This window comes from Enterocloster sp. 210928-DFI.2.20 (genome assembly GCF_020554465.1).
GTDB classification, from domain to species: Bacteria; Bacillota; Clostridia; order Lachnospirales; family Lachnospiraceae; genus Enterocloster; species Enterocloster bolteae.
Genome location: NZ_JAJCHK010000040.1, coordinates 26,670 through 53,408 on the forward strand (window position 1 = coordinate 26,670; position 26,739 = coordinate 53,408).

A 26,739-nucleotide genomic window follows, 5' to 3' on the forward strand; every position below is an offset into this window, starting at 1 on the left:
AAGAAGGCAGTTGAAAATTGACTTATGCATGAATGAAGAAGGATGGATTTAGAAGGTGTTTATCTGATGAAGAATTTTGAGCAGTATAAACGTATTGTGCGCTTTACTTCTATAATTACACTTGTAGTATGTGAGATGGCGATATATTGGACAGTATGGCTAAAGCATTATAATATTGAAATGGAGATACCTTATAATAGAACAGGAAATTGGATGATAGTGGCTGTTTATTGTTTGATTCTTCTTATTTTTAGCAAAATGTATGGTGGACTTAAGATAGGCTATTTAAAGACGTTTAATATTGTGTACTCTCAGTTTTTGACAACGATATCCGCCAATGCATTGATTTATCTTCAGATTACTTTATTGATAAAGCATTTCACGTCTATAGCCCCTTTGGTTTATATGACTATATTACAGTTGCTGGTAATTGTTCCTTGGGGGATTATATTTACACGGTTGTACAGATTTCTTTATCCTGCGAGAAAAGCACTATTAGTATATGGGGAACGTACTGTTGATGTGTTTGTGGGTAAGGCCAACACAAGGAATGATCGTTTTATTATTACTAAGAAGATAGATTATAGGGAGGGATTCGATGCAGTTGCAAAGTGTGCCAAGCAATCGGAAGCAGTTATTTTATGTGACCTTCCATCAGAAATACGAAATACAATACTGAAATTTTGTTATTCTCAATCAATACGCGTTTATGTTACTCCTAAATTGTCGGATATTATTATCAGAAGTGCAGAGGATTCCCATCTTATTGACAGTCCATTATTATTATCTCGTAATAATGGGTTCACTTTTGAACAACGATTTTTTAAGCGAGCTGTAGACGTTATACTTACATTAGCGTTGCTTTTTGTGTTTTCTCCTATTATGCTTGTAACGGCTTTAGCTATAAAACTTTATGACAGAGGGCCAGTACTTTTTTTGCAGGAGCGATATACTAAAGGCGAACAGAAGTTTATGATTTACAAATTCCGCAGTATGAAGATTAATTCGGATTCTATTAAGTATGTTCCAACTATGGAGGATGACCCAAGGGTTACACCGGTGGGGAGGGTCATACGTCAGTTACGGATTGATGAAATGCCTCAGTTTTTTAATATCTTAAAGGGAGAAATGAGTCTGATAGGTCCAAGAGCGGAAAGTGTTAAACTCACAGATGCTTATGTTCGGGATATACCAGAGTTTAAATACCGTTTGAAGGTGAAAAGTGGTCTGACTGGATACGCTCAGGTACATGGTAAATATAATACAACTCCATATGATAAGTTAAAGCTTGATTTGATGTATATTCAGAATTATTCATGGTTGATGGATATGGAAATTATATTCCTTACAGTCAAGATTCTTTTTATGAAGGACAGTACAGAAGGCTTTACAGAGGAGCAGTGTGCAACACTGGATATAGAGGAAGCAAAGAATGGTACGAAAAAATAAGGCAGTTATAATTACGAGTTCGTCCACCTATGAAAGCAGGGTAAACGCTATCGAGGAGTTTCTTTTTTCGAAGGGGTATAATATCCTGGTGTTAGAACCGGAATTTGATCACCATTTGAAGAAAAAAAGATATTACAAAAAGAAGAATCACAGATATATTCCTATGCTGGCATATCAAAAGAATCTTTCTTTAAAACGGGTGTATTCTTTGTATGAATATGCAAAACGAGTATCTCAAATAGCCATCGACGAAGAACCAGAGGTGCTTTATGTATTACTCCCAGCTAATTCTTTAGCGAAGTTTACCTCTGAGGTTAAAAAAAAGTGTGAAGGAATTCTGATTTATGATATTATAGATATGTGGCCGGAGTCTCTGCCTTTCCGAGTGGGAAAGACATTCTGGCCTTTTTCTGTTTGGAGAAAAATGAGAGACAATAATATAAAAAAGGCAGACTTGGTTGTGACAGAATGTGCTGTATTTTCCGGTATGCTTAAGAAAAAATTAGGATATACTCCTCAAACTGTATATTGGCCTAAGGATATAAAAAAGCCAAATTGGATGGAGGTACCAGGTTTAGACCTTATTCATATCTGTTATTTGGGTACGGTTAATCATATTATCGATATAGAAACAATTGTAAGTATTATGGGGCGCATAAATAGGAAAAAGAAGGTAGTATGCCATATCATTGGAAAAGGCGAAAATAAAACGCAATTTATTAATACATTGATGCAAGCGGGAATTGAGGTGGTTGATGAGGGAATAGTTTATGATGAGGATGCTAAAGGCAGTATCATTCAACAATGTCACTATGGATTAAATATTATGAAATCAGAGGTGTGTGTGGGATTGACTATGAAGTCAGTTGAATATTTTGCATATGGACTTCCTATTCTTAATAACATATCAGGTGATACTTGGCGTTTAGTGGAAGAGGAGAAAGTTGGATTTAACTGCTATCCATCAATGAATGAGGAACAGATAAATAATATGATTCGATTGGCTGAAGATACTGTCAAGATGCGTGCTCATATAAGACATGTATACGAAGAGAAATTTTCCATGTCTGCTTTTTATACTCAAATGGAAAAAGCCTGGGGTCAACTGAAGATAGAGAGAGGAATTGAAAAATGAATATACTGCATATATCACCATATCTTCCTTCTCTAGAAACGAATCACGCAGGTGGTGTCTGCATGGGACGTCAAATAGAAACGCTAAGAATATGGAATGAGGTGTATGTTTTAACATTTATTGCATCGGATTTTGATCAGTTACTTGCAAATAAATTAAAAGAAGATGCACGATATCATTTTGTGAAATTGTATAAATGGAGCAAAGCATTACATGTCTTGTTTGAACCATGGTTTCCGGCATATTTTGCAGCGAGGTCTTCATTGCGATTTGCAGTACTGCTTGTTTGGTGTGTGGTGCGTTATCGTATAGATGCTATTCATGGCGAATATGCATCAATGGCGCAGTATCAGTGGATATGTCGATTATTTCCAAGATTACGTTACTATATGACAGAACATGATGTGACAACGCAATCTTACGAGCGTAGGGTAAAGCAAGAGCAGGGATTGAAAAAAAGATATCTTTCTTACCAAATGCGTAGATTATATTATTATGAAAAGATATATTGTCGCCGTGCTGATGCAGTTATGACCTTTAGTCACAAAGATAAAGTGCTATTGGAGAGACAATATGGATTATCTGGGATCTATGTGCTTAACCCATATTTTGGAATTGAAGATGGTATGATTGGAGTGCCGGAATGTCAGAAAAAAGAACGAAACACGCTGTGCTTTTTGGGACAGATGGGAAGGGAAGAAAATGTAGCAGCAGCAATACGATTGATTGGTTTAGGGGAACAACTAAAAAATTCAGGTTATCCTGTAAAAATTTTGATTGTTGGAAATAATCCGCCACCTGAGCTAAGGCGATTAGAAAGTGATACAGTTCATATTACCGGATTTGTTGAAGATGTGGATGCGTATGTGTTGAAGTCCGGTATTGCTGTATTTCCGTTAACATTAGGCGCGGGAATTAAGCTAAAGGTTTTACGTAGCATAGCTCTTGGGACACCGGTGGTGACAACAGACATAGGAGCGGAAGGAATTGATGAGGAAGGCAGTGTACTTTTGTTGGCAAAAACGGAGTCAGAGTTTGTTCGGACAATAGCGGATATTATTAATATGGGAGATAAGGATTACTTCGATTTGTGTAGGAATGGACAGGAGTATGCTAAAACGAATTTTGGATGGGAGAGAAGTAAGCAGGTTTTAAAACGATTGTATGAAAGTGAGAAGATAGGCGTATGATGATTTATGTATTTGTTTTTCTTCTTCTGCTAGTATTATCTGGATGGGAGGTATTTGGAAAGCCTGGTAGGAAGGCGCAAAGAAAATTTCTTGTTATTATTGTGCTTCTTATTACATGCATATCAGCTATACGTTGGGGAGGTCCAGGAGATTTTTTTAATTATAAAAGAATGTATGATAATATGCAATGGGGGATGGTCTTTCATGGCGGATTTGAAAAATTTGATACAGAACCATTATTTAACCTTCTTTTGATTCTGACAAATCGTGTGAGTGGAGGAAACTTTACTGTTTTTCTTTTTGTTCAGGGACTTTTGGTAAATGGGTTATTTGCATTGTTTATCTGGAAGATGGAAAGTGATAAAGAACAAGGGTGTATTTTTTTGTTTATGTTTGGAATATGGGCTATGGGGCTATGGGGAGTATTTGTAGTGCGTCAGACCATTGCGTCAGTAATCTGTCTCTTCAGTATTATATATATAAGAAAGAAAAGCTGGGTAGGATTTTTGATTTGTCTTTTTGTAGCTATAATGTTCCACAAAGCAGCACTGGCGTGGATATTGGCCTATCCGATTTATCATGTTTCGTTAAGCAGAAGATGGATTCTGGTGATGCTTGCAACATTTACAGTATTTGCAGCGTTTATGATTAAGCCAATGTTTTTAATGATAAGCCAGATGGTGGGAGGAGAATTGGGGTATCGTATTTGGGAATATCTTAATGAAGGAAATAGTGCATATGGAGCGAACTATAGCATATTATTTATGATACTAAAAAGAATGGCGAATTCGGTTCTTATTGTGGGGGTTATGTTTATCCTCTATAATAGATACAGGGGGGATGATGATTTTTTGGGATGCCTTAATTTGTATTCATTTGGTTTTGCAATAACAATAGGAGCTTTGTTTACCAGTAATGTCTATGCCAGATTTGCAACTCCGTACTGTATGGTGAGTCTGTACCAATTTGGATATCTGTTTAGAAATAATAGTGGTAACTGGAAATCTAAGGTTATATTTGGGATATATGGAATCTACGCTTTGTCTAGGCTGATGGTTTATGTGGGCAGTTATGATGCGTATGTGCCATTTTCTACAATATTTGGAATGATAGGATAAAAAGTACAGTTTTACATGGTATTAAGCATAGCTGCTTGGTTGCAAAAGATATAGTAAGATGTTATACTGATTTAGATTTAATTGGCTGGAGGAAAAAGAATGGGCAAGATGATGGCTCGCCTTAACGGTTTTTATTGTTACAGACATTTGTTAAAGCAGTTGGTGCAAAAAGATATAAAGCTGAAATATAGGAGAAGTTTTTTGGGGTATTTGTGGAGTGTTTTAAATCCACTTTTGACTATGGCTATTATGGTTGCCGTTTTTTCAAATATTTTTAGGGGCGATATTCAGAATTTTCCTGTATATTTAATTGTGGGACAGACCCTATTTAACTTTATGGTAGAGGCTACAAATATGGCTCTGGGTTCGATTACTGAGAATGCAGCATTACTTAAGAAGACATACGTTCCAAAATATATATTTACCATGGCTCGAGTTACAAGTTCATTGGTAAACATGATATTTTCATTGGGAGCTATGCTTGTTGTGTTTATTGTCTGCGGAGTAAACTGGAATATTTTTATGCTGTTTATACCAGTGATTATACTTCAGGTATACCTGTTTAGCCTGGGATTGGGGCTTTTTTTAGCACAGAGCACTGTTTTTTTTCGGGATATTCGACACCTTTACAGCGCTTTTACGATGGCGTGGATGTATCTTACTCCTATTTTCTATCCTATAACTATGCTTCCGGATTGGCTGAGAACTTGTGTAATAATGTTTAATCCTATGTATGGATACATTCAGCAGTTCCGTATGATTGTATTGGATGGGCAGATGCCGGGGGGACGAATGGTTTTAATAGGTTTTGCAGTGGGGGGATTTTGGATGCTGTTGGGCACTTGGTCGTTCTTAAAAACACAAAATAAGTTTATATTATATATATAATTGGGGATATAACATGGAAAATAATGAGTATATAATAGAAGTTACGGATGCAACTGTTAGATTTAATATGTCAACGGAGCGATTGGATAATTTAAAGGAATACTTTATCAAGCTTATGAATGGACAGCTTATGTTTCAGGAGTTTTTGGCTTTGAAACAGGTTGATTTAAAGGTAAAAAAGGGGGAGGCGTGGGGCATTATCGGGACGAATGGTTCTGGGAAGTCAACACTCCTAAAGCTTATATGCGGGATACTTAAACCTTATAAGGGAAATGTGGCGATTAGAGGTACCATTGCACCTCTGATTGAGTTAGGCGCTGGATTTGACAGTGAGCTTACTGCCCGGGAAAATATATTTCTGAATGGGGCTGTATTGGGGCATAGCGAACGATTCATGAAAGAAAAGTTTGATGAGGTTGTAGACTTTGCAGAGTTAAGAGACTTTTTGGATATGCCTATAAAAAATTATTCTTCTGGAATGGCGGCCAGATTGGGGTTTTCCATTGCAACTGTGGTGCAGCCGGACATATTGATTGTAGATGAGGTATTATCGGTAGGCGATTATGCATTTCAGCAGAAATGTGAAGCACGCATGCATGGGATGTTAGAAAACGGAACAACCTTGCTATATGTATCGCATTCAATCGAGTCAGTTAGAAGTCTATGTAATAAAGCATTGTGGCTCGATAAAGGAAATGTGAGAATGAATGGTGATGTAATGGAAGTAAGTCAAAGATACATGGAAAGCTTTTAGAGGAAGGAGAGTATAGAAATGCTTGATTTGACACGAAAACGAATATTGGTTACTGGAGGAAATGGTTTTTTAGGGAGCCACATAATAAAAGAACTCAGGAATGTTGGGGTTAGTGAGATTATATCACCCTCTAGTAAAGTGTGCGATTTAAGAAAAGAAGAGAATATTATAAGTCTTTTGAAGGATGAACAACCTAATGTTGTCATTCATTGTGCAGCAGCCGTTGGAGGTATTGGTGCTAATAGGGATAATCCGGGTAGTTTTTTTTATGAAAACTTAATTATGGGAACACAATTGATGGAACAATCAAGGCTTAGTAACGTTGAAAAATTTGTCGCTATAGGTACGATATGTTGTTATCCGAAAATAACTCCTGTACCGTTTAAAGAAGAGGAATTATGGTCTGGATATCCGGATGAAACCACAGGTTACTATGGGTTGGCAAAAAAGATGTTGTTGGTGCAGTCTAAAGCTTATAGAAAGCAATACGGCTTTAATTCAATTTTCTTGATGCCAGTAAATATATACGGACCTGGCGATAATTTTATTGGCGAACATGCTCATGTTATACCAGCATTAGTAAAAAAATTTGTTGATGCAAAAGTAAATAAAAGTGAAGAAGTTATTTGTTGGGGAACGGGAATGGCTACGCGAGAATTTATATATGCCGATGATTGTGCGAAGGCAATTGTAATGGCAACTGAAAGATATAATTCAAGTGAACCTGTAAATATTGGAACAGGCCAAGAAATGCCTATAAAGAATTTGGCGGAGAAGATTGCGGAATGCATAGGGTATTCTGGTAAAATTGTGTGGGATAGAACAAAACCGGATGGCCAGCCAAGAAGATGCTTGGATGTAACACGGGCAAAAGAGCAATTTGGATTTGAAGCTACAACAAGCTTTGATGATGGAATAAAGAGAACGGTTGACTGGTATATTAATAATAATTTATAATCGAGGAAAAACAATGCATGTAGTTCTTTTATCTGGAGGTTCTGGGAAAAGGCTTTGGCCATTATCCAATGAACTTAGGTCAAAACAGTATGTAAAATGTATTAGAGAAGAAAAAGGTAACAGTATATGCTCAATGGTTCAGCGAGTTTGGAAGCAAATTGATGCGGCACATTTGGGAGAAAAATCAATAATAACAGCTAGTACAGGGCAAGTAGAAATTATTAGAAGTCAATTAGGAAATGTAAATATAGCCGTAGAGCCAGAGAGAAGAGATACGTTTCCGGCAGTGGTTTTGTCATGTGCATATATCAAGGATGTTTTAGGTGCTGAGGATGATGAAAGGGTTTGCTTTATTCCTGTTGATCCATATACGGATAATACATATTTTGAAACCTTAAAACATCTTGAGAAAATATCAGTTTCAGAGAATGCAGATGTGGTTTTGATGGGAGTTATTCCAAATGAGGTATCTACAAAATATGGTTATATAATACCTAAATTGTGTGGTAAGGGATATTACTATGAAGTGGAAAAGTTTAAAGAAAAACCCACAATTTACGAGGCTGAGTCATTAGTACGCAATAATGCGTTATGGAATTGCGGGGTTTTTTGTGTTTCTATAAAGAAAATTCTTTCTATTGCATCAGATTTTCTACAGGATGTGACATATCGGAACTTGTATAGTAATTATTCTCTATTGCCAAATATAAGTTTTGATTATCAGGTAGTAGAAAAAGCAGAAAAAGTGTTTGTAGTTCCGTTTAATGGATGCTGGAAGGATTTGGGAACATGGAATTCTCTGTCAGAACAAATGGAAACAGATGGTTTGGGGAATTGTATTTTGGAAGATAATGAAAATACTAACGTTATAAATGAATTGGATATACCAACAGTTGTATTAGGAACCAAAAATGTAATGGTAGTAGCATCATTTGATGGAATTCTGGTTGCAGATAAGGAGCATTGTGAAAATTTAAAGGATATTATTAATCCTCTGAAACTTCAACCCAAATATGAAGAGAGAAGATGGGGAACCTTAAAAACGTTGGACTTTTCAATTAATGAAGATGGTTTTATGATGTTACGTAAGATTAAGATTTTTGCGGATATGTCTTCTAGCTATCATTACCATAAAGAAAGACAGGAACTTATTGCTGTAATAAGAGGCAGAGGAGAAATTATTATTGAAGGTGTAACCATATCCTTGTATCAAGGCGTTTCAATCACGATACCGAGAGGGAAAAAACATGCAATTAGGGCTTATGATGATTTGGAATATATGGAGACACATGTAGGTAGAAAAATTGGTGATGAAGATATAAATCGAATCACATTTAATTGGAACGAAATTATGAGATTAGAAAATGGAGATATGTAATATGAAAAGAGCATTGATTACAGGCATTACTGGACAGGATGGTTCATACTTATCAGAGTTACTATTGGAAAAGGGGTACAAAGTTTACGGACTGATGAGAAGAAAAAGTGTAGTGGACTATGGGAATGTGGACTTTATTAAAGACAAAATACAATTTATTTATGCAGACATGACAGACATTGTATCTTTAATTAATGCAATGCGAATTTCTAAAGCAGATGAAGTGTATAATCTAGCTGCGCAGTCCTTTGTTGCAACTAGTTGGGAACAGCCAATTGCAACTGCGGATATAGATGCCATTGGGGTTACCAATATGCTTGAGGCTATTCGGACTGTTAATCCGCAAGCTCGTTTTTATCAGGCATCTACAAGTGAAATGTTTGGTTTGGTTCAGGAGATTCCTCAGACTGAAAAAACGCCGTTTTATCCCAGAAGTCCATATGGAGTTGCAAAAGTGTATGGGCACTGGATAACAAAGAATTATCGAGAGAGTTATGGTATGTTTGCATGTAGTGGAATTTTATTCAATCATGAAAGTGAAAGAAGAGGAAAGGAATTCGTCACTAGAAAAATTACAGACGCTGTGGCAAGAATTAAATTAGGTGTAAAAGACTATTTAGAACTTGGAAATATGGATGCTAAAAGAGACTGGGGGCATTCTAAAGATTATGTGAAGGCTATGTGGTTGATGTTACAGCAGGATACACCTGACGATTTTGTTATAGCAACAAATGAAACTAGGACTGTCAGAGAGTTTGTGGAAACTGCTTTTAAAGTAGCGGGCATACAGATACGCTGGGAAGGGGAAGGCATTAGTGAAGTTGGTATAAATGAAGAAAATGGAAAAACAGTGGTTCGAGTGAATCCGCAGTTTTTTAGACCAGCAGAAGTTGAAATTTTAATTGGAAACCCAGAAAAGGCAGATACTACTTTGGGGTGGATTAGGGAAATTTCTTTTTTAGAGCTTGTTACCCGTATGGTTTGTAATGATTTAGAATTGGTTCGAAAAGAAATTTCATTAGTATAATTTGACTTGCTGGAAATAACATGGAGTGTGTATGCTGAACCTATTAAAGAATACAATAGTAGTTTTAATACGTAATATATATATTTCATTAATAAGGGTCCCTATATCAATTTTATATATTATATATAATTTTAGAAATAAATATACGCATTATGTGGTTGTATGCAATCATATTGGTGATACATTATTAACTTTGGGGTATCTTCAGACATACAAACGAAAAAATAACATTGAGCATATGACATTCGTTACAACAAAAGGAATGGCGCCACTTGCGGAATGCTATAAACAGATTCTGGATGATGTAATGATTAAACGCGAAAAGAGTATGGGGCTGATTTTAGATTCAGGAAAGACTAATTTGGGTAGCCATGTGATAAAAAGGATTAAAAATATCACTATCATTAATCCAGAAAATGCATTTGTCGATGAGTTCTTTTTATATCCGGCGCGTTTTCCTATGCTATCTTTGAAAGATTGTATTAAATATGGAGAATTAGAATTAGGAGAAAATGCGGTATTCAATGTTCCGATTTGTAAAGACGCTGACAGTTCAGAGGTGTTAAGGGACATTAAGGTGAAGAAAGGATGCACTATCATTTTAGCACCATATGCTTCTGTAACAAAACAAATTCCTTTTTCTTTTTTTGATATGCTTTCACGTTTTTTTTCAAATAATGGATATGAGGTGTTGACTAATATAACAAATCCAAATCAACGAATAGCTGAATATAGTTTACCATTATGTTGCGATATAAGTGATATAGCAGTGGTTGCAGAATATTGTGGATGGGTGATAGGAATTCGAAGCGGTTTAATGGATTTATTATGTTATGCAAAGTGCCATATTATTGTATTGTATCCCACCGATAATCCTTATATGAATTTTTTTGGTTTGACAGCATTAGAGGATATATGTGCTGATGTTCTAGAATATCGTTTTAAAAATGAAGAGAATGATTTTACTTATATAATAAATCATGTGGAGCAAAGGAGAAAGGTATAATGGTTGAATATATAATTATTCAAGCTGGAGGAAAAGGAACGAGACTGAAGAAATTAACTCAGAATAAGCCAAAGGGGATTGTGCCAGTTAATAATCTTCCTATAATTTTTCATCTATTTAATAAATATCCACAGAAAAAATTTATTATTATAGGTGACTATAAGCATGAGGTTCTTGAAGCATATTTGGAGTCTTTTTGTAAAGTAAAGTATATGACTGTTAAAGCACAGGGGATTGGGACATGTGCTGGTATAAATGACGCTTTGGAATATATTCCAGAGGGATGTCGGTTTATGCTAATATGGTCGGATTTAATTCTGGGTCCAGATATAGATATAGATATATTGGAGAAAGATAATTACATAGGAATATCAAAGGAATTCGAATGTAGATGGTCATATAAGGAAAAGGAGTTTGTTGAACAGCCGTCTTATGAATATGGTGTAGCTGGTATGTTTGTTTTTAAAAGTAAGGAAGAATTAGAAGGCGTGCCACAAGAGGGTGAATTGGTTCGCTGGATGAGGGAAAGAAATAAAACTTTTAATGAGATTGGCCTTTATGGTACCAGGGAAGTGGGGACTTTAATAGCTCTGCAGGAAACAGAAAACGATGAGTATCGATGCCGCCCTTTTAACAGTATGGAGGTTACAGGGAATATCATAATTAAAAGGCCGGTTGATGAACAGGGCCATAAGCTGGCTATACGTGAAGTGAACTGGTATCGTGAAGTACAGAAGTACAAATTTGAACAAATTCCACAGATATTCGAATTTGAACCATTAAAAATGGAAAAAATAAATGGTGAGAATATATTTAAGACAAATTTAACATTAGAACAGAAGAAAATGGTTATTGATAATCTTGTGTCATCGCTTGAACGTTTGCATGATTTAAAGAGTACTCCAGCAGATTTATTTAGTATAATGGAGGCTTACTATCATAAGACAGTGAAAAGGCTGGAAAGTGTGCGTGATCTTATACCTTTTGCTGATCAACGTTATATTCGTATTAATGGAAGGAATTGCAGAAATCCATTCTTTTATAAAAAGGATTTTAGGGAAAAGGTTAAGGATTTGCTCTGTGATACAAGCGAGTTTGCTTTAATTCATGGGGATTGTACATTTTCTAATACTATGGTTGATTCGAACTTAAATATAATATTTTTAGATCCTAGAGGATACTTTGGTTTTCAAGAACTATGTGGTGATGAATATTACGATTGGGCTAAAGTATATTACTCCATTTATGGGGATTATGATCAATTTAATAATAAAAATTTTGCACTCCAAATAAAGGAAAGAGAGATATTTTTAGATATAAAGACTAATGGTTGGAAAGAGGTAGGGGACTATTTCTTGAGCCGAATCAAAAATTGTAATCCAACAAAGATTAAATTTCTGCATGCGATTATCTGGCTGTCTTTAACAACCTATGCGTGGGAAGATTATGATTCTATTTGTGGAGCATTTTATAACGGGACGTATTTGCTTGAAGAGGTTTTATAATTTATCAAAGGAGAAAATGAAGAAAGATGATTACATATTTTAATGAAATTATGGACACTGTTAAAGCGTCACTAAATTCTTTGGATGAGAATCAATTTAAACGTTTAGTAAATCATTGTACGAGGTGCATCAACAATGGTGGAAAGATTGTGGCGAGTGGTTTGGGAAAGAATGTTCCTATTTGTGAAAAATTTGTTGGAACAATGAATTCTCTGGGAATGGATGCTAGATTTTTGCATACTAATACAGCCGTACATGGAGATTTGGGAATGGTTAGTAAAGGTGATATTGTACTGTTATTATCAAAAAGTGGAAATACTGAGGAATCAATTATGCTTGCCCACTACTTGCAAGAGAGAGGGACAGAAACATGGCTTTTGAGTTTCAGTGAAGAGTCTAAGCTAATATCTGTTCTGAAAGAACATATTATTTTGAAACTTGAAAATGAGGGGGATGAGTGGGACATTGTTCCGAATAATTCAACTACAGTGTATTTGATTTTATTGCAGGGATTGGCAATGCAGATATGTAAGCAAAGAGGAGTTACATTAGATGATTTTAAAGTAAATCATCCGGGGGGAGGGATTGGTGCTAAATTGAGAGGTGAAACGTTATGAATCTAACGTTATCCGCATTGCCGCATACATGGATTTTAGATTTAGATGGGACACTTGTAGAGCATAATGGCTATAAAATCTATGGTAAGGATAGACTTTTAAAGGGGGTTTGGGATTTTTATAGGTCTATTCCAGAACAAGATTATATATTAATTCTTACTGCTAGGACAGAAAAGCATCGGGAGCAAACAGAATCATTCTTAAAAGCAAACGGAATACGATATAACCAAATTATTTATAATATTCCTATGGGAGAAAGAATTGTAATAAATGATAGAAAACCATCTGGATTAGATATGGCATATGCTATAAATGTTGACAGAAACCAAAATCCATGCGATATATTATGTAATATAGATAGCGCTTTATAGTGTTATATATTTAGGGAAGAGAAGGAAAGGGATTACCGTAAAATGGGAGACTTTATTAAGGCTATAAAAGGAAGAATATTATGGCATCATATTTTAAAAAAGCATGGAAAAACAGTTGCCTATGTTATGGGTGAATTTGTGTCTATAGAGTATTTGCAGCAATTGCTAAAGCATATGCCAGAATTTGTAACAAAGAATCAATATGATTATTGGATTATATTATATACGGCAGATAATCCATATGTTAATCTCTTAGCTAGCCTTGGCGACAGAGCAATTTGTATATCACAACGAAGTTATTGCTATCTCGAGAAATATTTTTTGCTAACAAATCGGGATAAAAGATTTATTTATTGCAGTTTTTTATTGAAGGATAAGGGCATATTAGATATGATGAATAGTCAAATTTTATCAATGGAAGAGTATATAATCAATGGGGTGTTACAATTATGATTAGTGGGGTTGATATAAAAAAAATTAGAGATACTGTTCTTCATTTAATAAAAAGTAAAAGCTTGGAGAAGAGAAAAATTTATTTATACGGAACCAATGAATATGCTGAATATACTATAGACTTATTGCAGGAGGAAGGAATTGAACTGACAGCTGTATTAGAAGAAAAAGAGAATTTGAAAGGTCGAACATTTAAGGGATATCTCATTAGTTCAATTTTAAATGAATTAGTTCCGTTTAATGAAAATGCAGTTATATTTGTGGCAGATGTGAGTAATCAGTGGGTAAATTCAAAATTAGATTACTTAGGTTACTTTAGCAATGAAAAAAGATATGGGCTATTTGAAACCAAGAAACAGAATTTAATATCTAATGGATTAGGAATAATAAAGAATTGGTTATATAGACAGTTGCTTATAGATTATAGATTGTTAATTAGAGGTAAAAAGGAATTAAAAAAAATTAAACAAAAAACAAAAGTTTACGTGTTCCCATATAATAGTATAGGTGACATATATTTACTAGGTGTTTTTTTGCAGAATGGAGCAGAAATTTTTAGCAAGGATTATGTAATGGTGGTTCCGGGAGCAGCGAGTTATAAAATAGCGAAAATAATGGGGTTTAATTATATTATAAAATCCACACAAGATAAAGTTGATGCAATGTGTAAGTACAAGGAGTTTTATGGTCAAAAAATTGAAGACTTGGAAATTTTACACTATAATTATGGTAAGATAACTAGAAATGAAAATATCTTTTTTAAAAAAGAAATCCCCTTTTTGAGAGTTTATGAATATTGTGTATTAGGAGAACGATTGCAATATAATCAGCTAGAAATGAAAATTAGGAAATATAAAAATGTAGAAGGAATAGAGGCTAATCATTGTGTCATTTTATCACCCTATTGTAAATCAATTGTACAAATAAATCTTTCTTTTTGGGAGATGCTTGCAGATGAAATAAAAAGGTTAGGATTGTCAGTTTATACAAATTGTAATGGTCAGTCAGAAAAACCAATTTATGGAACTAAAGCCATATGCGTTCCTTTTGAAGAAGTACAAAATTTTGTTGATTTTGCAGGATATTTTGTAGGAATACGTAGTGGACTTTGTGATTTTATATGTTCTGGAAACGCAAGAAAAGTAGTTTTATATCCTGATATTAAAGGGATAGATATATATAAATTCTTTACTTTGAATTCCATACCATTTGCAAATAACTATTATGAGCTAGTATGTGATATTGATGGTACTAGAGGGAATGTAAATGATATTATAAAAGCATTAAGAATTGAGGTAAATAATTAATGTATATTTTAAAAAAAATAGGAAAGTTATCTAAAATGTCTTTTTATTGTTGGAGAACAATCTTAAAAGGATATGCAAGATTTGGATTTAGACCTTATTATTTAAAATCGTTATTAGAGTGTACTGAAATTGTGTATAATCCAAATCATTTATTTCATATGTCATTTGGTTCGTTAAATAAAGGAAAAACAATAGCCATAATACGTTTAGATAGGAAATGGGTACCAACTGCAGGTTTTTTTGCACTATTATTAAAAACATTGTGCGGATTATATTATGCATCGAATAATGGATTTGAGCCTGTGATTTTTGCTTGGGAAGGCTCAACTTATCAAGAAAAGGAAATGATTAATGGAACTCAAAATGTTTTTGAGTATTATTTTAAACCTGTTTCTGAAATAAAGATTGAAGACGCATTGAATAGTTACAGTGTTATTGATATAAGTGAATATAATGAGAATATTGCATTTTTAGAAAATGAGTCACAGTGGTTTGATATGAAAGACGAGTTTATCGAGTTAATGGGTAGAATATATCGTAAATATATTCTACTAAATGATTACATAAGTAATGGAATGAATGAACAAATAAGAGATTTACTTAGTGGTAAAAAGAGTTTGGGAATACATTTTAGAGGCTCCGATTATAAGCTCAATACAAACGGACATCCTGTATCTTTGGAGGTTGAAGACTATTATGAATATATAGATGAAGCAATTGATAAATATCAATTTTCTCAAATATTTATTGCAACCGATGATAGGAGGGCGTTGAATAAATTTGCAGAAAGATATAAAAATGTTGTGTTTTATAGTGATGTAGAGAGAACTGATGGTGATGTTTCGGTAGCCTTTCTTGAAAATAAACGTGAGAAACATCATTTTCTTTTGGGATATGAAGTACTTAGAGATGCATATACTTTAGCATCTTGTTCAGGTTTTATTGGAGGTCAGTCTCAAGTGAGTGTTAACGTAAGGATTCATAAGGCTAGTAAAGAGGAGAAGTTTGACTACTGTAAAATATTAAAAAAGGGAATAAATCGTAACAGCTTAGATTGGATGAAATATTATTACACAAATCTTTCAAAATGTGATGAGAGTTAAAAATATCCTTTTATTTAATAAACTTGAGAGTAAAAAGTTTGTATCATTAAGAAGCTGAATTCCTGTAGATTTCTGACTCTTTCTGCCGTTCTTGAGTTATTCGCATTATACGCAATTCGGGCCTTTGTGCCATAAGGTGGAAAAATGTTTCCGAAAATAATGTATGAGGGCATCTTTCCATATACGTTCCCTTAAAGGCGTTAACTGGTAACGGATTAGCGTAAAATTAATTTCGGGAAATAGAAGATTCTGCAAACCAAAAAAGTAAGAAAAAGAAAGCCCCTCATTGTGTTAGAATAGATCTGCAAAAACACAACCAAGAAAGGGACTTTCAATGATTAACAGTATACAGTGAATATTACGGTGCGGCGGAGCCGCCAGTCCGGACTAACGGAGCCACCTGTTTTTATTACTTAGATTGTGCCGGTTCCAGATCATATACTTCCCTCATCGAGAGATCTTTGGTCGGCTCAATGCTTTCAATATCGATTTTGTATGAATCGTAGGAGATACGATTCATGATGGCATCTGCAAGGGTGCATTCACCACCACAGATCTGCTGATACCACTCACTTTCATGGAACTGAGAGCAAAAAATCGTAGAGGATTTTTTCCGTCTCTTATGGATTAGTTCAAACAGGTTTCTGGTTTCCGCTTCTGTGAGTTTCAGCAATAGCCATTCGCCGATAATCAGCAGTACTGGCTTGGTGTATTTTTAGAGTGGTAGCAAATGCGCCATTATCTCTGGCTGCCTGTAAGTCCAGTAATAAATCAGGAAGGCGTACATACTTTACCGAATAATAATGCTTACAGGCTTCCATACCAAAGGCACAGGCCATGTAGGTTTTACCGCTCCCGGTTGCTCCGGTAATAAAGATGTTGCGGTATTCGGTGATGTACTTACAGGTTGCCAGTCTGCTGATCAGTGTTTTATTCAGTTTGCGGCCGGACTGGTAATCAATCGCTGCTATACTTGCATCGGGCTGTTCCAGTTCTGCTGAGCGAATCAGCCTTTTCAGCCGGTTATTCTTGCGGTTGCTGTATTCAACATAGACCAGCATACCAAAATGGTCCTCAAACGGAACTTCCTTCATGCTGCTGTCATCCATCTGGATACGGAATGCGTCTGCAATGGAAGTAAGACGCATTTCACTAAGTTTATCTAGTGTACTTTGATTTGTCATGATTTTTTACCTCCATAGTATCTGGTACCTCTTGTAATGCCATGTGGTTTTGTTTCCGCCTTAGAAGGAACGGTATCATCTGATGAGGAATCAGATTCATCCTTCATGGCAGCGAGCAGATTATTGATACTTTTGTAGCTGGGTTTACCTGAATAGGTGAGTGCCTTTGTGCATGCCTGTTATAATTTTGCTGGTGAATGCTTTTCTACCAGCCTCAACAGTCCTATACAGCTTCTGTAGGACCGCTATTCAACCCTGCCGGAGGTAAGGATTCCATCGACAACCTTACTTGTGTTAATTCCAATCGAATCTGCTCATCTGCGGAAACGGTCGCCGTTCCATTCCAGATATTTCTGGTGATCTTGCGGCATATGTTCCGTAACAGTGGAATACTGACCGCTTCGGCCATAGAGCCTGCGGCGGCAGGCGATTCGTTTGTGATTATAAAAAATTTCAATCGTTGTATCTGTTATACGCACATCAACCTTATTTATGATATACTGATAAGGCACGGAATAGAATATCTTCTCTACTGCGATGTGATAGTTGAACTGCACAGTGGCTTGTTTCTACTCGGCAAGTTCAAAGGGTGTGGCAGGCAGCGGAGCCAGTAATGGTATTTCTTCCCCAAGAAATAAACTCAGCCTGATGTATTCCTTTTTCTGGAATTTACGAGCGTTATTGGCATTCAGCTTTTCTCTGATAGCTGCATTTAACTCTGACAAAGAGAAAAACTGCTCGTTTCGAAGGGCTGCTGAGATCCATATGGATATTTTTCCAACAGATCCTTCAACATTCGGTTTATCCTTGGGCTTCCGGACTCTTGCCGGAACGATGGCTAGATTATAATGCTCTGCCATCTCATGATATGTGGTATTCAAAGCAGTGGTATATCAGTCGCTCTTTGCATGATTTACTGCAGTTGTGTAGTTATCGGAGACCATCATTGGTGTAACACCGCCGAAAAACTCAAACATATGGATGTGTGCCTTGAGCCAGTTAGTTGTCTTTTCATCCATGTATGCCTTTACAAATGCATACTGGCTGTAGGTCAAAACTCCTACAAAACCCCATGCATCTGTTATCTCGTCGGTATCCGGATCCATGATGTGGGCAGGCTCTTCCGCCCAGTCAACTTCGATCTGTTCACCGGGTTTCTGTTGGATATGCATGGTTGCTCTGCGCTTTTCCTCATCCTTTTGGATGCAATAGCAGAACTGGGAATACATGAGTGGTTTTTCTCTGTTCATGCGGCATTCCTCACAGTATTTCACCCAGAGGAGTTTTTTGTTGACTCCGTTCCGTAACAGTTCTTTACGGATGTAATCAAAGTCAGGCATCCGTCGCTTGGTGGCTGACTTATCTTTAGGAAACAAAAGTTCCTCAAGGGCACTGTCGGTCATGTCAAAATCCAATGACCAGGGAAGATTTATTTCCGACGCCTTTTTGTTGACTTTAACGACAGTATTTCGGGACACTCCGCAACCGTGTGCGATGTTCTGCTCACTGAATCCCAGGCATTTTAAGCGAAGGATTTCACGATATTGGGTCATAGTGGTGACCTCCTTTATCTATATCCACACAAAAGTGGGTGTCTACAGTATAAAGGAAACTATATGTAATAGAGCCAAAAGTAGCTCGGAATTACCGGAATCTGTGGCTCCCATTCTCCGGAACGGTGGTTCTCAAAGTCCGGACAAGTGGCTCAAAGAGCCCCGGAATAATCATATAGAACTTTACCGAAAAAGAAACCTATGAAATTAAAAAAACATGAGGGAATTTGTGGAAAGAACGATAGATCTTGATACATATATGGAAGGGAGCTGCATGGTAAGAGCCTGAATCTGGTACGCAGTATTCTGGTTGAGACCCTGGAGATGATGGATCAGACCATCCGGAACAGTGCAAGACGCCAGGAAGCCTATGTGGTGGATCGCAGCGGCCAGGAGAAGGAGTTGCTGATGCTCTTTGGAAGTATCCGGTGCCTGCATATAGACGCGGATGAGGATCATGTGGCAGCCCAGTTTTATGAAAAGAAAGGGGACTTAGAGCATGACCGGAGTGGAAGGAAAATAAATACGCTGATGCGCAAGCTGGTGTGTGTATATGAGGATATAAAAGAAGAAAGCGGTGAGAAAGCGAAAAACAAACGGTACCGCCTGACAGGAAAATATTATTTCTGTAGACTGTATCCAGGAAAGGAGAATGAACGTCCATTGGAAGAAGTAAGGGATTATATCTATGTATCCTATGATGCGAATTATCTGGAACGTGTATACATAGCAGGGGACGGAGCACTGTGGCTCAAGGTGGGGTGTGAAGTGCTGGAGAAAGCCCATTACGTGTTAGATAGGTTCCATATGGAGAAGTGTATCCACCAGTCGGTGGTCCATCTATTTGACAGTGCGCAGGAGGTTAAGGATGAAATATACAGAGCGATCTACGGGAAGAACCGCAGTGAGTTAAAAGAAATCTATGGAAGGCTCCTTGGAGTGACGAATACGGAAGGTAAGATAAAGGGAACTGTTAGGACTTACTACTCATGTGATTTCTTACTACATGACGGAGCAGGAACAGGTCATGGAATTCGGCGAAAACGGATGGAAGCAGCTTCCGGATGTAGTGATAAAACGCTATCAGTTTGTAACGGCTAAGGCAGAAGTGGAGGAGCACCATATCAGTGTGTATACCAGCAAAAGGGATGGTCATATGAAAAAAGCGGCTCATCCAAACGCATTGCATCATGGAAGTCTTGTTTCTGCGTCACTGGCAGCTGCGGTCGTGAACAGTAAATATGTGAATGCAGTTCCGCTCTATCGTCTGAAAAAAGAATTCGAGCGGTATGGTCCTGGCCATTACCCGTCAGACCATGGCAAACTGGATGATACGCCTTGGTGAAGAGTATCTGGGAGTTCTCCATGATTATCTTCAAAATCTCCTCTATGGTTACCATGTTATTCAGGCAGATGAGACTCCTGTTCTTGTAAACCGTGATGGGCGCCCGGCCGGAAGCAGGAGCTATATGTGGGTGTACCGTTCCGGCTTTATGAATCCAGACAGGCAGAGTGTGCTGTATGAATACCAGAAAACGAGAAATGTATCCCATCCAAGAGCCTTAAAAAAGGGGTATACCGGTATCTGTGTAACAGACGGCTGCCAGGTATACCACACCCTGGAAAAGGAAATCGAGGAGCTTACCATAGCAAGCTGCGGGGGTCATGCGAGCTGTCGGTTTGACGAAGTCATGAAAACAATTCTGGAATCAGGACGTAAGAAGTCCATATCCTACCTGTTCATGAAACAGATCCAGGCAATCTATCGTGAAGAAGGAAAGCTAAAAGAACTTTCTTCGGAAGAACGGCTTAAGCAGCGATAGGTAATTATCAAACCACGGGTTGATGTCTAGTTTGCGTATCTCAAACTGCATGACCATGATATGCCGGCAAACGGAAAACTCCGGGAAGGCTTTACCTATGCCTTAAATTAAGAGCGGTATCTGAACGTGTTCCTGACAGAAGGAGACGTTCCAATTGACAATAATGCCAGCGAAAGAGCTATCCGTGGATTCTGTGTAGGGAAGAAAAAACTAGCAGGTGATCGACACCTTGAACGGAGCAGCCAGCTCTGCGATTATATACAGTATTGCCGAGACAGCGAAGGCAAACAATCTTAAGCCATGTGATTATTTTGAGTATCTTCTGACCGAGCTTCCAACGCACGCAGTTGACAATGACAGAAATTTTCTGGAAGATCTGCTTCAATGGTCAGAGAAACTACCGGAGCACATACGAAAACCCAAAAAGTAGGATTCAACGGGCTACGTATAACTGCGGCCCCATAATTGTCAAGGTGCTGACTATTGAGCGTTTACGAAAGGGATTCTTAGAGAATATGTTTATTTTATTCGTTTGTTAACAGTTTTTTGAGTGGTGGGGGGGGGGGGGGGGGGGGGTTAAACAATAATGGTTTCCCATATTATATAATGACGAACATAAATCCTCATATTGAACAGAGTCAGAATTTAATACCAATATTTTAAGGATAATACTAAGAAACTGTAAGAAAAAGTGTGTTTAAATAATTCTACAGTATATATTTATGTATTTTATGGAGTAATGGGAAATGGGATTTCTTGTGTAATAAGAGATATTGTTAATGATTTTGCTCAGGAAACAAAAGGTGCTTTTATTTATTATTATCAGTATAAAAACAGTATTTTCTATATAGAAAATGGTGTTAGCGCTGGGCATCCTTCAATGGAGGTGCATGGGATAATTGCACAGGAAACATTGGATATGATAGGTTTATTTTGAGGTGTATATGGAAAAAATAGTTGCAATAACGGTAACCTATAATCGGACAGGTACATTATTTAGATGTTTAGTGTCATTACTAGAGCAATCAGAACCTGTTTATAAAATACTGGTCATAGATAATAATAGTAGAATTAGAGAGAAAGAAATCCTCAAACAATTTGCAGACAAGTATAATTGCATCGATGTTCTTTGGCTTTCAGAAAATACTGGTGGAGCAGGCGGGTTTGAGGCTGGAATGAAAGCCGCCAGGGAACGTTATGATGCAGATTGGTATTGGATTATGGATGATGATGCATATCCGCGTCCCGACTGTTTGGCACAGTTACTTGATTTTCAGCAACAGCTTCCAAATGTGGGAGGAATGTGCCCTCTTATCTACGGGATTGATTTGAGAGAGTATCAGTTTTACCATCATAAAAGATTAGAGGGATGGATGCTGTCTGAAAGGCAAATTGTACATAAGTATGAAGAGCTAGGGGATGTTGTTCAGGTAGATGCCAATGCATTTGTAGGCCCGTTGTTTTCACGGAAGGCAGTGGAGACGGTAGGTATTGCTGACGGCAGTTTGTTTATTTATGGAGATGATACTGAATATACATATCGTGTTTCCAGAAAGTTTGGAATGTATGTGGTTAAGAGCGCGATAATAGAACATCAAGATCCGCCTCTAAGTAATAATTATATGTCTCCGGATGTATGGTGGAAGGAGTATTATTCTATACGTAACAAGTATTTTCTAATTCGTGAATTTAAAAACAATGTAATAATCAGGACGATGGCATATACAATTATTACGTTAAAGATATTAAAACTTATGATTGCTGCGGCGATTAAACCAAAGTATAAAGGATATCATAAAGTACGGCTGAAGATTTTAAAGATGGCTGTTATGGATGGTTTGAAAAATCATCGAGGAAAGACGCTGGATCCAGTACGATATAGAGAGTGGATTAGTAAAAAAGGGGGTGTCCTGAAAACGTAAATCAGAGATAACCTATAAACAAACATTCTAAATAAGCTCGCCTTTTGGCGGGCTTATTCCTTTACCCGTGATAAAATTTGAGAGGATTTATTTCGGCTGAATGATTACATCTACCCCTAACTTTTCTAATGAACGTATACGGTAAATCACTAGTACCGTGCTAGTTTTATCTATCCATGAGATAATAACTCCAGAAAACTACAAGTTTTATAAAGGAGTTGTCCCTATGGATAAGATTACACATTAGGTCCGTGCAGAGCACTGGACCAAAATCATGAATGAATGCATAAACAGCGGGATGCCTAAAACTGCCTGGTGCAGAGCTAATGGGGTTTCAGAAAAGCAGTTCTTCTATTGGCAGAGGATCCTGCGAAAGGAAGCTTTCGAGAATTCCCAGAATGCATCATTGCTGGGAATTGTCGGACCTGATCTGGCGCTAGTGCCGGCAACTCAGAGGACGGTCTCTTTTACCGAGATCAAGCTTCCATCATCTCCTCAGAACACAGCTCCGGTTTTCCATCCGGATCTCGTAATCCGAAAAGGAGATATCGTCCTGGAAATATCGAATTCCGTTTCAGACGCGCTCCTTTCACGGATTGGAGGCATCCTGGATGCTGAATAATGCAACCGGATTTCGAAAGATTTATATTGCTGCAGGATACACAGATTTACGTCGCGGAATCGATGGACTGGCATCCATTGTTAAGTTCAACTTTCAGCTGGATCCATATGAAAAGGATATTCTTTTTCTCTTCTGCGGCAGACGCAGTGACCGTATCAAGGGGCTTGTATGGGAAGGTGACGGATTTCTTCTCCTTTACAAAAGGCTGGAGCTTGGCGGTTTCAGCTGGCCCCGTACAAAAGAAGAGGCACTGGAGATCACACCGGAACAATATCAGGCATTGATGCAGGGGCTGGAGATTGTCTCAAGACATCCGATTCAGGAAGTACATCCCAAGGATCTCCTGTAAGGCATTGTGCAAAACGGAGAAAATCAAAAATCTTTTCACCTTCACCGCCTAGGGAAGATTGGAAGTTATCCACAACTGGGCCTTATTGCATTCATTCAATCATGGAGTACTTACCAGCAGCAAGCTGCCGTGTGGATAAGTACTCTGAAAAACAGAAAAAACTAATAGTTTTTCGGCTTTTCAGAGTGTTTATCTAATAGTGAGAATGACGAAAGATATTTTTGTGTGGTTCGCTTTTTCTTTTGTTTTGCGGTACAATAGTTCCAGCAAAACAAAGGAGCACCAAACATGTCAAAGCTCTACTCACCAGAAGAACTGAATAGCTTCAGCAGGGAAACACTCATGGCAGTGATCCTGTCCATGCAGGATCAATTGAGCCAGCTGAATGCAAACATGGAGCGACTGATCGAGCAGATCGCTGACACAAACAATAAACGCTATGGGCGTTCTACTGAAAGGCTGGATGTCATCGCAGGCCAGTTAGAACTGGAACTCATCTTTAACGAAGCAGAAGCTCTGACAGAAACACTTTATGTCGTTGAGCCTGCCGAAGAAGATGTGATCCAGGTCAGCCGTCGAAAAAAGAAAGGGAAACGTGAGGAAGATTTAAAGGATCTTCCAGTTGAAGTGATTCCTCATACTCTTTCGGACGAAAAACTACAGGAACTCTTTGGGGAGGACAGATGGAAGCGGCTTCCAGATGAAGTCTACAAAAGAGTCCGTGTTCAACCCGCTGTGTATACAGTTGAAGAGCATCATGTAGCTGTCTATGCCGGCAGGGACAATCAGACGATCGTTAAGGCAGACCGTCCTAAAGATCTGCTCCGAAACAGCATCCTGACTTCCTCTTTGGCGGCAAGTATCATGAATGCCAAGTATGTAAACGGGCTTCCTTTGTACCGGATCAGCCAGGAATTCCTGCGGAATGACATCCACATTTCCAAGCAGGTGATGGCGAACTGGATGATCCAATGTGCGGACCGGTATCTGGGTATTCTTTATGATTATTTCCATGAAGAGTTATATCATTTCCATGTGCTGCAGGCGGACGAGACCCCGGTCATGGTATCGAAAGACGGACGCCCCGCAAACAGCAAGAGCTATATGTGGGTCTACCGCACCGGTAAGCTCTACACAGACACGCCGATCATCCTGTACGAATATCAGCGTACCCGAAAAGCAGACCACCCAAGAGAATTTTTGAAGGGCTTCGCAGGCGTGGTTGTCTGCGACGGCTATTCCGCTTACAGGAAGCTGGATCGGGAAAATCCGGATATTATTTTTGCCGGATGCTGGACACATACAAGACGGTATTTCTCGGATGCTTTAAAAGCCCTTCCGAAAGCGGCACAAAAAACCGCAAAAGATACTGTTGCGTATGAGGCACTAAAGCGGATTGGAGCCATCTATCATTTGGACAATCAATTATCTGATCTGAAACCGGATGATCGGAAGAAACAGCGGCAGATCACAGTCCAACCTCTGGTGGAGGCTTTCTTTGCGTGGACAAAAGAGGTTCAATCCTCTGGTCGTCTTTCCAAAGGGAAAACACTGGAAGGAATCAATTACTGTATCAATCAGGAAGAGACCCTGAGAGAGTTCCTGAATGATGGTGAAGTCCCTCTTGACAACAACGTAACAGAAGGAGCGCTCCGCAGCTTCTGTCTGCATAAACATGCGTGGAAGCTGATCGACAGTATCGATGGCGCGAAATCCAGCGCGATCATCTATAGCATAACGGAAACAGCAAAGGCGAATAACCTGAATCCGTTCCGTTATCTGGCCCATGTCCTGACAGTTTTGAAAGACCATCAGGATGACACGGATTACAGCTTTATAGAAGAACTACTTCCCTGGTCAGATCAGTTACTTGAGATCTGCCGGAGCAAGTCTAAATCAACCAATGTGTAGACCTGGCCGCCGGAAACGGCGGTCGAAAAAAAGCCAGTACTCATGGTTTACCGTATACTAATGAACGTAGATTCCTTTTTATTAATTTATCATGTTGAATATTCGTATAGTAATCTGCCCCTAAATCGCAATAAGGAACTTTTTCTTTTAGCATATGATAAATGGCTGTTAACATTGTATGGGCAATCGCTATTAACGCTCGCTTCCCTCCTCTTCTTGCTGCTATTCGTTGGTATCGCGAATATAAGTAGCTCTGTTTATTTCGTATGGCTGCACGGGCACATACCACTAAAGTTGCTTTCAAATATTTATTCCCTTTTCGGATTCGGCTGCTCATTTTTTTTGCCGGCACTTTCTTTGCATTCCGGTACAAGACCTGCCCATGAACTAAAACGGGATTCATTTTGAAAATGTTCCATTTCTACTCCTGTCTCTGCAAGAATTCGTTCTGCACTTTGTCTCCCAATTCCCGGAATTGCATCCAAATCCTCAATCGCCCAATTTATGGAATCTGTTTTTTTTTAATATCTTCATCTAAATCCATGATTAAAGAGGTAAGACTTTCTATATGCAAAAGTTGATGTTTTAACATTAGTTGTTGATGTTCTAAAACCCGGCCATGCAGAGCCCTGCGTATTTCTTCAAGCTTATCTCTGGCCCGCCCTTTTGCCAAATCACTTAAAACAACGGGATCTGTTTCTCCAGATATAATTGCCTTTAAAATGGCCATCCCGCTTTTTCCGCTAATATCAGTAATAACACTGCCTAATTTAATGTTACAGCCTTCCAGCACAGCTTGGATTCGGTTTAATTCACGGGCACGTTCTTCTATCATTTCCTGACGGTAACGGGTTATTTCCCGCAATTCTCTCTGTTCCCGATTTGGTATATAACTTGCTTTTACTAATCCATGACGTACCAAATCAGCAATCCATTCTGCATCCTTTACATCTGTCTTGCGTCCAGGAACACCTTTGATATGCTGTGCATTAACAACCATAATCGGGATATGCTCCTCTTCAAATATGTTATAAAGTGGTTTCCAGTAGGAACCCGTACTTTAAATTCCCTCTGCTGCTGACGATACGCTTCCATCTGGCAGATATCATAAAACCAC

General features: G+C 37.8%; 24 protein-coding genes and 5 pseudogenes. 23 read left to right on the forward strand and 6 right to left on the reverse strand.

Going from position 1 to position 26,739, the window contains the following annotated elements:
* Positions 1 to 42 precede the first annotated feature (42 nt).
* The 16 genes from LI015_RS24360 (at position 43) to LI015_RS24435 (ending at position 16,258) form a co-directional block, all read left to right on the forward strand.
* Positions 43 to 1,449: an exopolysaccharide biosynthesis polyprenyl glycosylphosphotransferase gene (locus tag LI015_RS24360; RefSeq protein ID WP_227126537.1), complete on the forward strand. Its 1,407-nt coding sequence runs from the start codon at positions 43 to 45 to the stop codon at positions 1,447 to 1,449.
* Entirely contained in the window at positions 1,433 to 2,584 is a 1,152-nt protein-coding gene (locus tag LI015_RS24365; RefSeq protein WP_227126538.1) for a hypothetical protein, read from the forward strand. The genes LI015_RS24360 and LI015_RS24365 overlap by 17 nt, the downstream gene beginning before the upstream one ends.
* A gap of 62 nt (positions 2,585 to 2,646) precedes the next feature.
* Positions 2,647 to 3,774 (forward strand): glycosyltransferase family 4 protein, encoded by a 1,128-nt coding sequence (locus LI015_RS24370; protein ID WP_227126539.1) that lies wholly within the window; start codon positions 2,647 to 2,649, stop codon positions 3,772 to 3,774.
* A complete protein-coding gene (locus LI015_RS24375; protein WP_227126540.1) occupies positions 3,771 to 4,892 on the forward strand; it encodes an EpsG family protein in 1,122 nt (373 codons plus the stop codon). The genes LI015_RS24370 and LI015_RS24375 overlap by 4 nt, the downstream gene beginning before the upstream one ends.
* 99 nt (positions 4,893 to 4,991) lie before the next feature.
* Entirely contained in the window at positions 4,992 to 5,780 is a 789-nt protein-coding gene (locus tag LI015_RS24380; RefSeq protein WP_227126541.1) for an ABC transporter permease, read from the forward strand.
* Positions 5,781 to 5,793: 13 nt separating this feature from the next.
* Complete coding sequence (locus LI015_RS24385; protein WP_227126542.1) at positions 5,794 to 6,534, forward strand: ABC transporter ATP-binding protein; 741 nt, start codon at positions 5,794 to 5,796, stop codon at positions 6,532 to 6,534.
* A gap of 18 nt (positions 6,535 to 6,552) precedes the next feature.
* On the forward strand, positions 6,553 to 7,491 hold the full coding sequence (locus LI015_RS24390; RefSeq protein ID WP_227126543.1) for a GDP-L-fucose synthase family protein: 939 nt from the start codon (positions 6,553 to 6,555) through the stop codon (positions 7,489 to 7,491).
* Complete coding sequence (locus LI015_RS24395) at positions 7,463 to 8,869, forward strand: sugar phosphate nucleotidyltransferase (protein ID WP_227126544.1); 1,407 nt, start codon at positions 7,463 to 7,465, stop codon at positions 8,867 to 8,869. The genes LI015_RS24390 and LI015_RS24395 overlap by 29 nt, the downstream gene beginning before the upstream one ends.
* 1 nt (position 8,870) lies before the next feature.
* On the forward strand, positions 8,871 to 9,896 hold the full coding sequence (gene gmd, locus LI015_RS24400) for a GDP-mannose 4,6-dehydratase (protein WP_227126545.1): 1,026 nt from the start codon (positions 8,871 to 8,873) through the stop codon (positions 9,894 to 9,896).
* 307 nt (positions 9,897 to 10,203) lie between these two features.
* Positions 10,204 to 10,902 (forward strand): hypothetical protein, encoded by a 699-nt coding sequence (locus LI015_RS24405; protein WP_227126546.1) that lies wholly within the window; start codon positions 10,204 to 10,206, stop codon positions 10,900 to 10,902.
* Positions 10,902 to 12,407: a sugar phosphate nucleotidyltransferase gene (locus LI015_RS24410; RefSeq protein ID WP_227126547.1), complete on the forward strand. Its 1,506-nt coding sequence runs from the start codon at positions 10,902 to 10,904 to the stop codon at positions 12,405 to 12,407. The genes LI015_RS24405 and LI015_RS24410 overlap by 1 nt, the downstream gene beginning before the upstream one ends.
* Before the next feature lie 26 nt (positions 12,408 to 12,433).
* Positions 12,434 to 13,024 carry an SIS domain-containing protein gene (locus LI015_RS24415; RefSeq protein WP_227126548.1) on the forward strand — a complete coding sequence of 197 codons (591 nt, stop codon included), beginning with the start codon at positions 12,434 to 12,436 and terminating at the stop codon, positions 13,022 to 13,024.
* Entirely contained in the window at positions 13,021 to 13,395 is a 375-nt protein-coding gene (locus tag LI015_RS24420) for a hypothetical protein (RefSeq protein WP_227126549.1), read from the forward strand. The genes LI015_RS24415 and LI015_RS24420 overlap by 4 nt, the downstream gene beginning before the upstream one ends.
* A gap of 42 nt (positions 13,396 to 13,437) precedes the next feature.
* On the forward strand, positions 13,438 to 13,848 hold the full coding sequence (locus LI015_RS24425) for a hypothetical protein (RefSeq protein ID WP_227126550.1): 411 nt from the start codon (positions 13,438 to 13,440) through the stop codon (positions 13,846 to 13,848).
* Positions 13,845 to 15,155: a hypothetical protein gene (locus LI015_RS24430; RefSeq protein ID WP_227126551.1), complete on the forward strand. Its 1,311-nt coding sequence runs from the start codon at positions 13,845 to 13,847 to the stop codon at positions 15,153 to 15,155. Before LI015_RS24425 ends, LI015_RS24430 begins: the two co-directional genes overlap by 4 nt.
* Positions 15,155 to 16,258 carry an O-fucosyltransferase family protein gene (locus LI015_RS24435; RefSeq protein ID WP_227126552.1) on the forward strand — a complete coding sequence of 368 codons (1,104 nt, stop codon included), beginning with the start codon at positions 15,155 to 15,157 and terminating at the stop codon, positions 16,256 to 16,258. Before LI015_RS24430 ends, LI015_RS24435 begins: the two co-directional genes overlap by 1 nt.
* 409 nt (positions 16,259 to 16,667) lie before the next feature.
* Here LI015_RS24435 and LI015_RS24440 read toward each other — a convergent pair.
* From LI015_RS24440 to LI015_RS29095, 4 genes and pseudogenes are all read right to left on the reverse strand, one after another.
* Positions 16,668 to 17,442, reverse strand: a pseudogene (locus LI015_RS24440) (ATP-binding protein).
* Between the two features lie 314 nt (positions 17,443 to 17,756).
* On the reverse strand, positions 17,757 to 17,999 hold the full coding sequence (locus LI015_RS29085; protein WP_431834258.1) for a Mu transposase domain-containing protein: 243 nt from the start codon (positions 17,997 to 17,999) through the stop codon (positions 17,757 to 17,759).
* 12 nt (positions 18,000 to 18,011) lie between these two features.
* Entirely contained in the window at positions 18,012 to 18,302 is a 291-nt protein-coding gene (locus tag LI015_RS29090) for a hypothetical protein (RefSeq protein ID WP_227126553.1), read from the reverse strand.
* 33 nt (positions 18,303 to 18,335) lie between these two features.
* Entirely contained in the window at positions 18,336 to 18,995 is a 660-nt protein-coding gene (locus tag LI015_RS29095; protein WP_227126554.1) for a transposase, read from the reverse strand.
* 408 nt (positions 18,996 to 19,403) lie between these two features.
* On the opposite strand from LI015_RS29095, the pseudogene LI015_RS28425 reads away from it, so the two are divergent.
* From LI015_RS28425 to tnpC (LI015_RS24485), 7 genes and pseudogenes are all read left to right on the forward strand, one after another.
* Positions 19,404 to 19,943, forward strand: a pseudogene (locus LI015_RS28425) (UPF0236 family transposase-like protein); the annotation flags it as partial.
* A gap of 19 nt (positions 19,944 to 19,962) precedes the next feature.
* Positions 19,963 to 21,248: pseudogene (tnpC, locus tag LI015_RS29100) on the forward strand (IS66 family transposase); the annotation flags it as partial.
* Between the two features lie 309 nt (positions 21,249 to 21,557).
* On the forward strand, positions 21,558 to 21,755 hold the full coding sequence (locus tag LI015_RS24465; protein ID WP_227126555.1) for a hypothetical protein: 198 nt from the start codon (positions 21,558 to 21,560) through the stop codon (positions 21,753 to 21,755).
* Between the two features lie 7 nt (positions 21,756 to 21,762).
* Positions 21,763 to 22,740, forward strand: coding sequence for a glycosyltransferase (locus tag LI015_RS24470; RefSeq protein ID WP_227126556.1), 978 nt, complete (start codon positions 21,763 to 21,765; stop codon positions 22,738 to 22,740).
* Positions 22,741 to 23,002: 262 nt separating this feature from the next.
* Positions 23,003 to 23,362 (forward strand): annotated as a pseudogene (gene tnpA / locus LI015_RS24475) (IS66 family insertion sequence element accessory protein TnpA); the annotation flags it as partial.
* Positions 23,352 to 23,711, forward strand: a complete 360-nt coding sequence (gene tnpB / locus LI015_RS24480) for an IS66 family insertion sequence element accessory protein TnpB (protein WP_227126558.1) — start codon at positions 23,352 to 23,354, stop codon at positions 23,709 to 23,711. The pseudogene tnpA and the gene tnpB, both read left to right, overlap by 11 nt.
* A gap of 288 nt (positions 23,712 to 23,999) precedes the next feature.
* The gene (gene tnpC / locus LI015_RS24485; protein ID WP_227126559.1) at positions 24,000 to 25,622 is read left to right on the forward strand and encodes an IS66 family transposase; all 1,623 of its coding nucleotides are present in this window, start codon (positions 24,000 to 24,002) and stop codon (positions 25,620 to 25,622) included.
* 308 nt (positions 25,623 to 25,930) lie between these two features.
* Here tnpC (LI015_RS24485) and LI015_RS29105 read toward each other — a convergent pair whose 3' ends face one another.
* A complete protein-coding gene (locus tag LI015_RS29105) occupies positions 25,931 to 26,107 on the reverse strand; it encodes an IS110 family transposase (protein WP_227126560.1) in 177 nt (58 codons plus the stop codon).
* 17 nt (positions 26,108 to 26,124) lie between these two features.
* Positions 26,125 to 26,670 (reverse strand): annotated as a pseudogene (locus tag LI015_RS24495) (IS110 family transposase); the annotation flags it as partial.
* Between the last annotated feature and the right edge of the window lie 69 nt (positions 26,671 to 26,739).

Excerpts from the sequence above, each read along its gene's own strand:
- LI015_RS24430 (WP_227126551.1), top strand. The coding sequence starts at position 13,845 with ATGATTAGTGGGGTTGATATAAAAAAAATTAGAGATACTGTTCTTCAT.
- LI015_RS24465 (WP_227126555.1), top strand. The coding sequence starts at position 21,558 with ATGGGAAATGGGATTTCTTGTGTAATAAGAGATATTGTTAATGATTTT.
- LI015_RS24380 (WP_227126541.1), top strand. The coding sequence starts at position 4,992 with ATGGGCAAGATGATGGCTCGCCTTAACGGTTTTTATTGTTACAGACAT.
- LI015_RS29090 (WP_227126553.1), bottom strand. The coding sequence starts at position 18,302 with ATGGCAGAGCATTATAATCTAGCCATCGTTCCGGCAAGAGTCCGGAAG.
- LI015_RS29095 (WP_227126554.1), bottom strand. The coding sequence starts at position 18,995 with ATGACCCAATATCGTGAAATCCTTCGCTTAAAATGCCTGGGATTCAGT.
- LI015_RS24360 (WP_227126537.1), top strand. The coding sequence starts at position 43 with ATGGATTTAGAAGGTGTTTATCTGATGAAGAATTTTGAGCAGTATAAA.
- LI015_RS24365 (WP_227126538.1), top strand. The coding sequence starts at position 1,433 with ATGGTACGAAAAAATAAGGCAGTTATAATTACGAGTTCGTCCACCTAT.
- LI015_RS24390 (WP_227126543.1), top strand. The coding sequence starts at position 6,553 with ATGCTTGATTTGACACGAAAACGAATATTGGTTACTGGAGGAAATGGT.
- LI015_RS24370 (WP_227126539.1), top strand. The coding sequence starts at position 2,647 with ATGGGACGTCAAATAGAAACGCTAAGAATATGGAATGAGGTGTATGTT.
- LI015_RS24425 (WP_227126550.1), top strand. The coding sequence starts at position 13,438 with ATGGGAGACTTTATTAAGGCTATAAAAGGAAGAATATTATGGCATCAT.
- LI015_RS24415 (WP_227126548.1), top strand. The coding sequence starts at position 12,434 with ATGATTACATATTTTAATGAAATTATGGACACTGTTAAAGCGTCACTA.
- LI015_RS24470 (WP_227126556.1), top strand. The coding sequence starts at position 21,763 with ATGGAAAAAATAGTTGCAATAACGGTAACCTATAATCGGACAGGTACA.
- LI015_RS24375 (WP_227126540.1), top strand. The coding sequence starts at position 3,771 with ATGATGATTTATGTATTTGTTTTTCTTCTTCTGCTAGTATTATCTGGA.
- LI015_RS24385 (WP_227126542.1), top strand. The coding sequence starts at position 5,794 with ATGGAAAATAATGAGTATATAATAGAAGTTACGGATGCAACTGTTAGA.
- LI015_RS24435 (WP_227126552.1), top strand. The coding sequence starts at position 15,155 with ATGTATATTTTAAAAAAAATAGGAAAGTTATCTAAAATGTCTTTTTAT.
- gmd (WP_227126545.1), top strand. The coding sequence starts at position 8,871 with ATGAAAAGAGCATTGATTACAGGCATTACTGGACAGGATGGTTCATAC.
- LI015_RS24420 (WP_227126549.1), top strand. The coding sequence starts at position 13,021 with ATGAATCTAACGTTATCCGCATTGCCGCATACATGGATTTTAGATTTA.
- tnpC (WP_227126559.1), top strand. The coding sequence starts at position 24,000 with ATGTCAAAGCTCTACTCACCAGAAGAACTGAATAGCTTCAGCAGGGAA.
- LI015_RS24405 (WP_227126546.1), top strand. The coding sequence starts at position 10,204 with ATGATTAAACGCGAAAAGAGTATGGGGCTGATTTTAGATTCAGGAAAG.
- tnpB (WP_227126558.1), top strand. The coding sequence starts at position 23,352 with ATGCTGAATAATGCAACCGGATTTCGAAAGATTTATATTGCTGCAGGA.
- LI015_RS24410 (WP_227126547.1), top strand. The coding sequence starts at position 10,902 with ATGGTTGAATATATAATTATTCAAGCTGGAGGAAAAGGAACGAGACTG.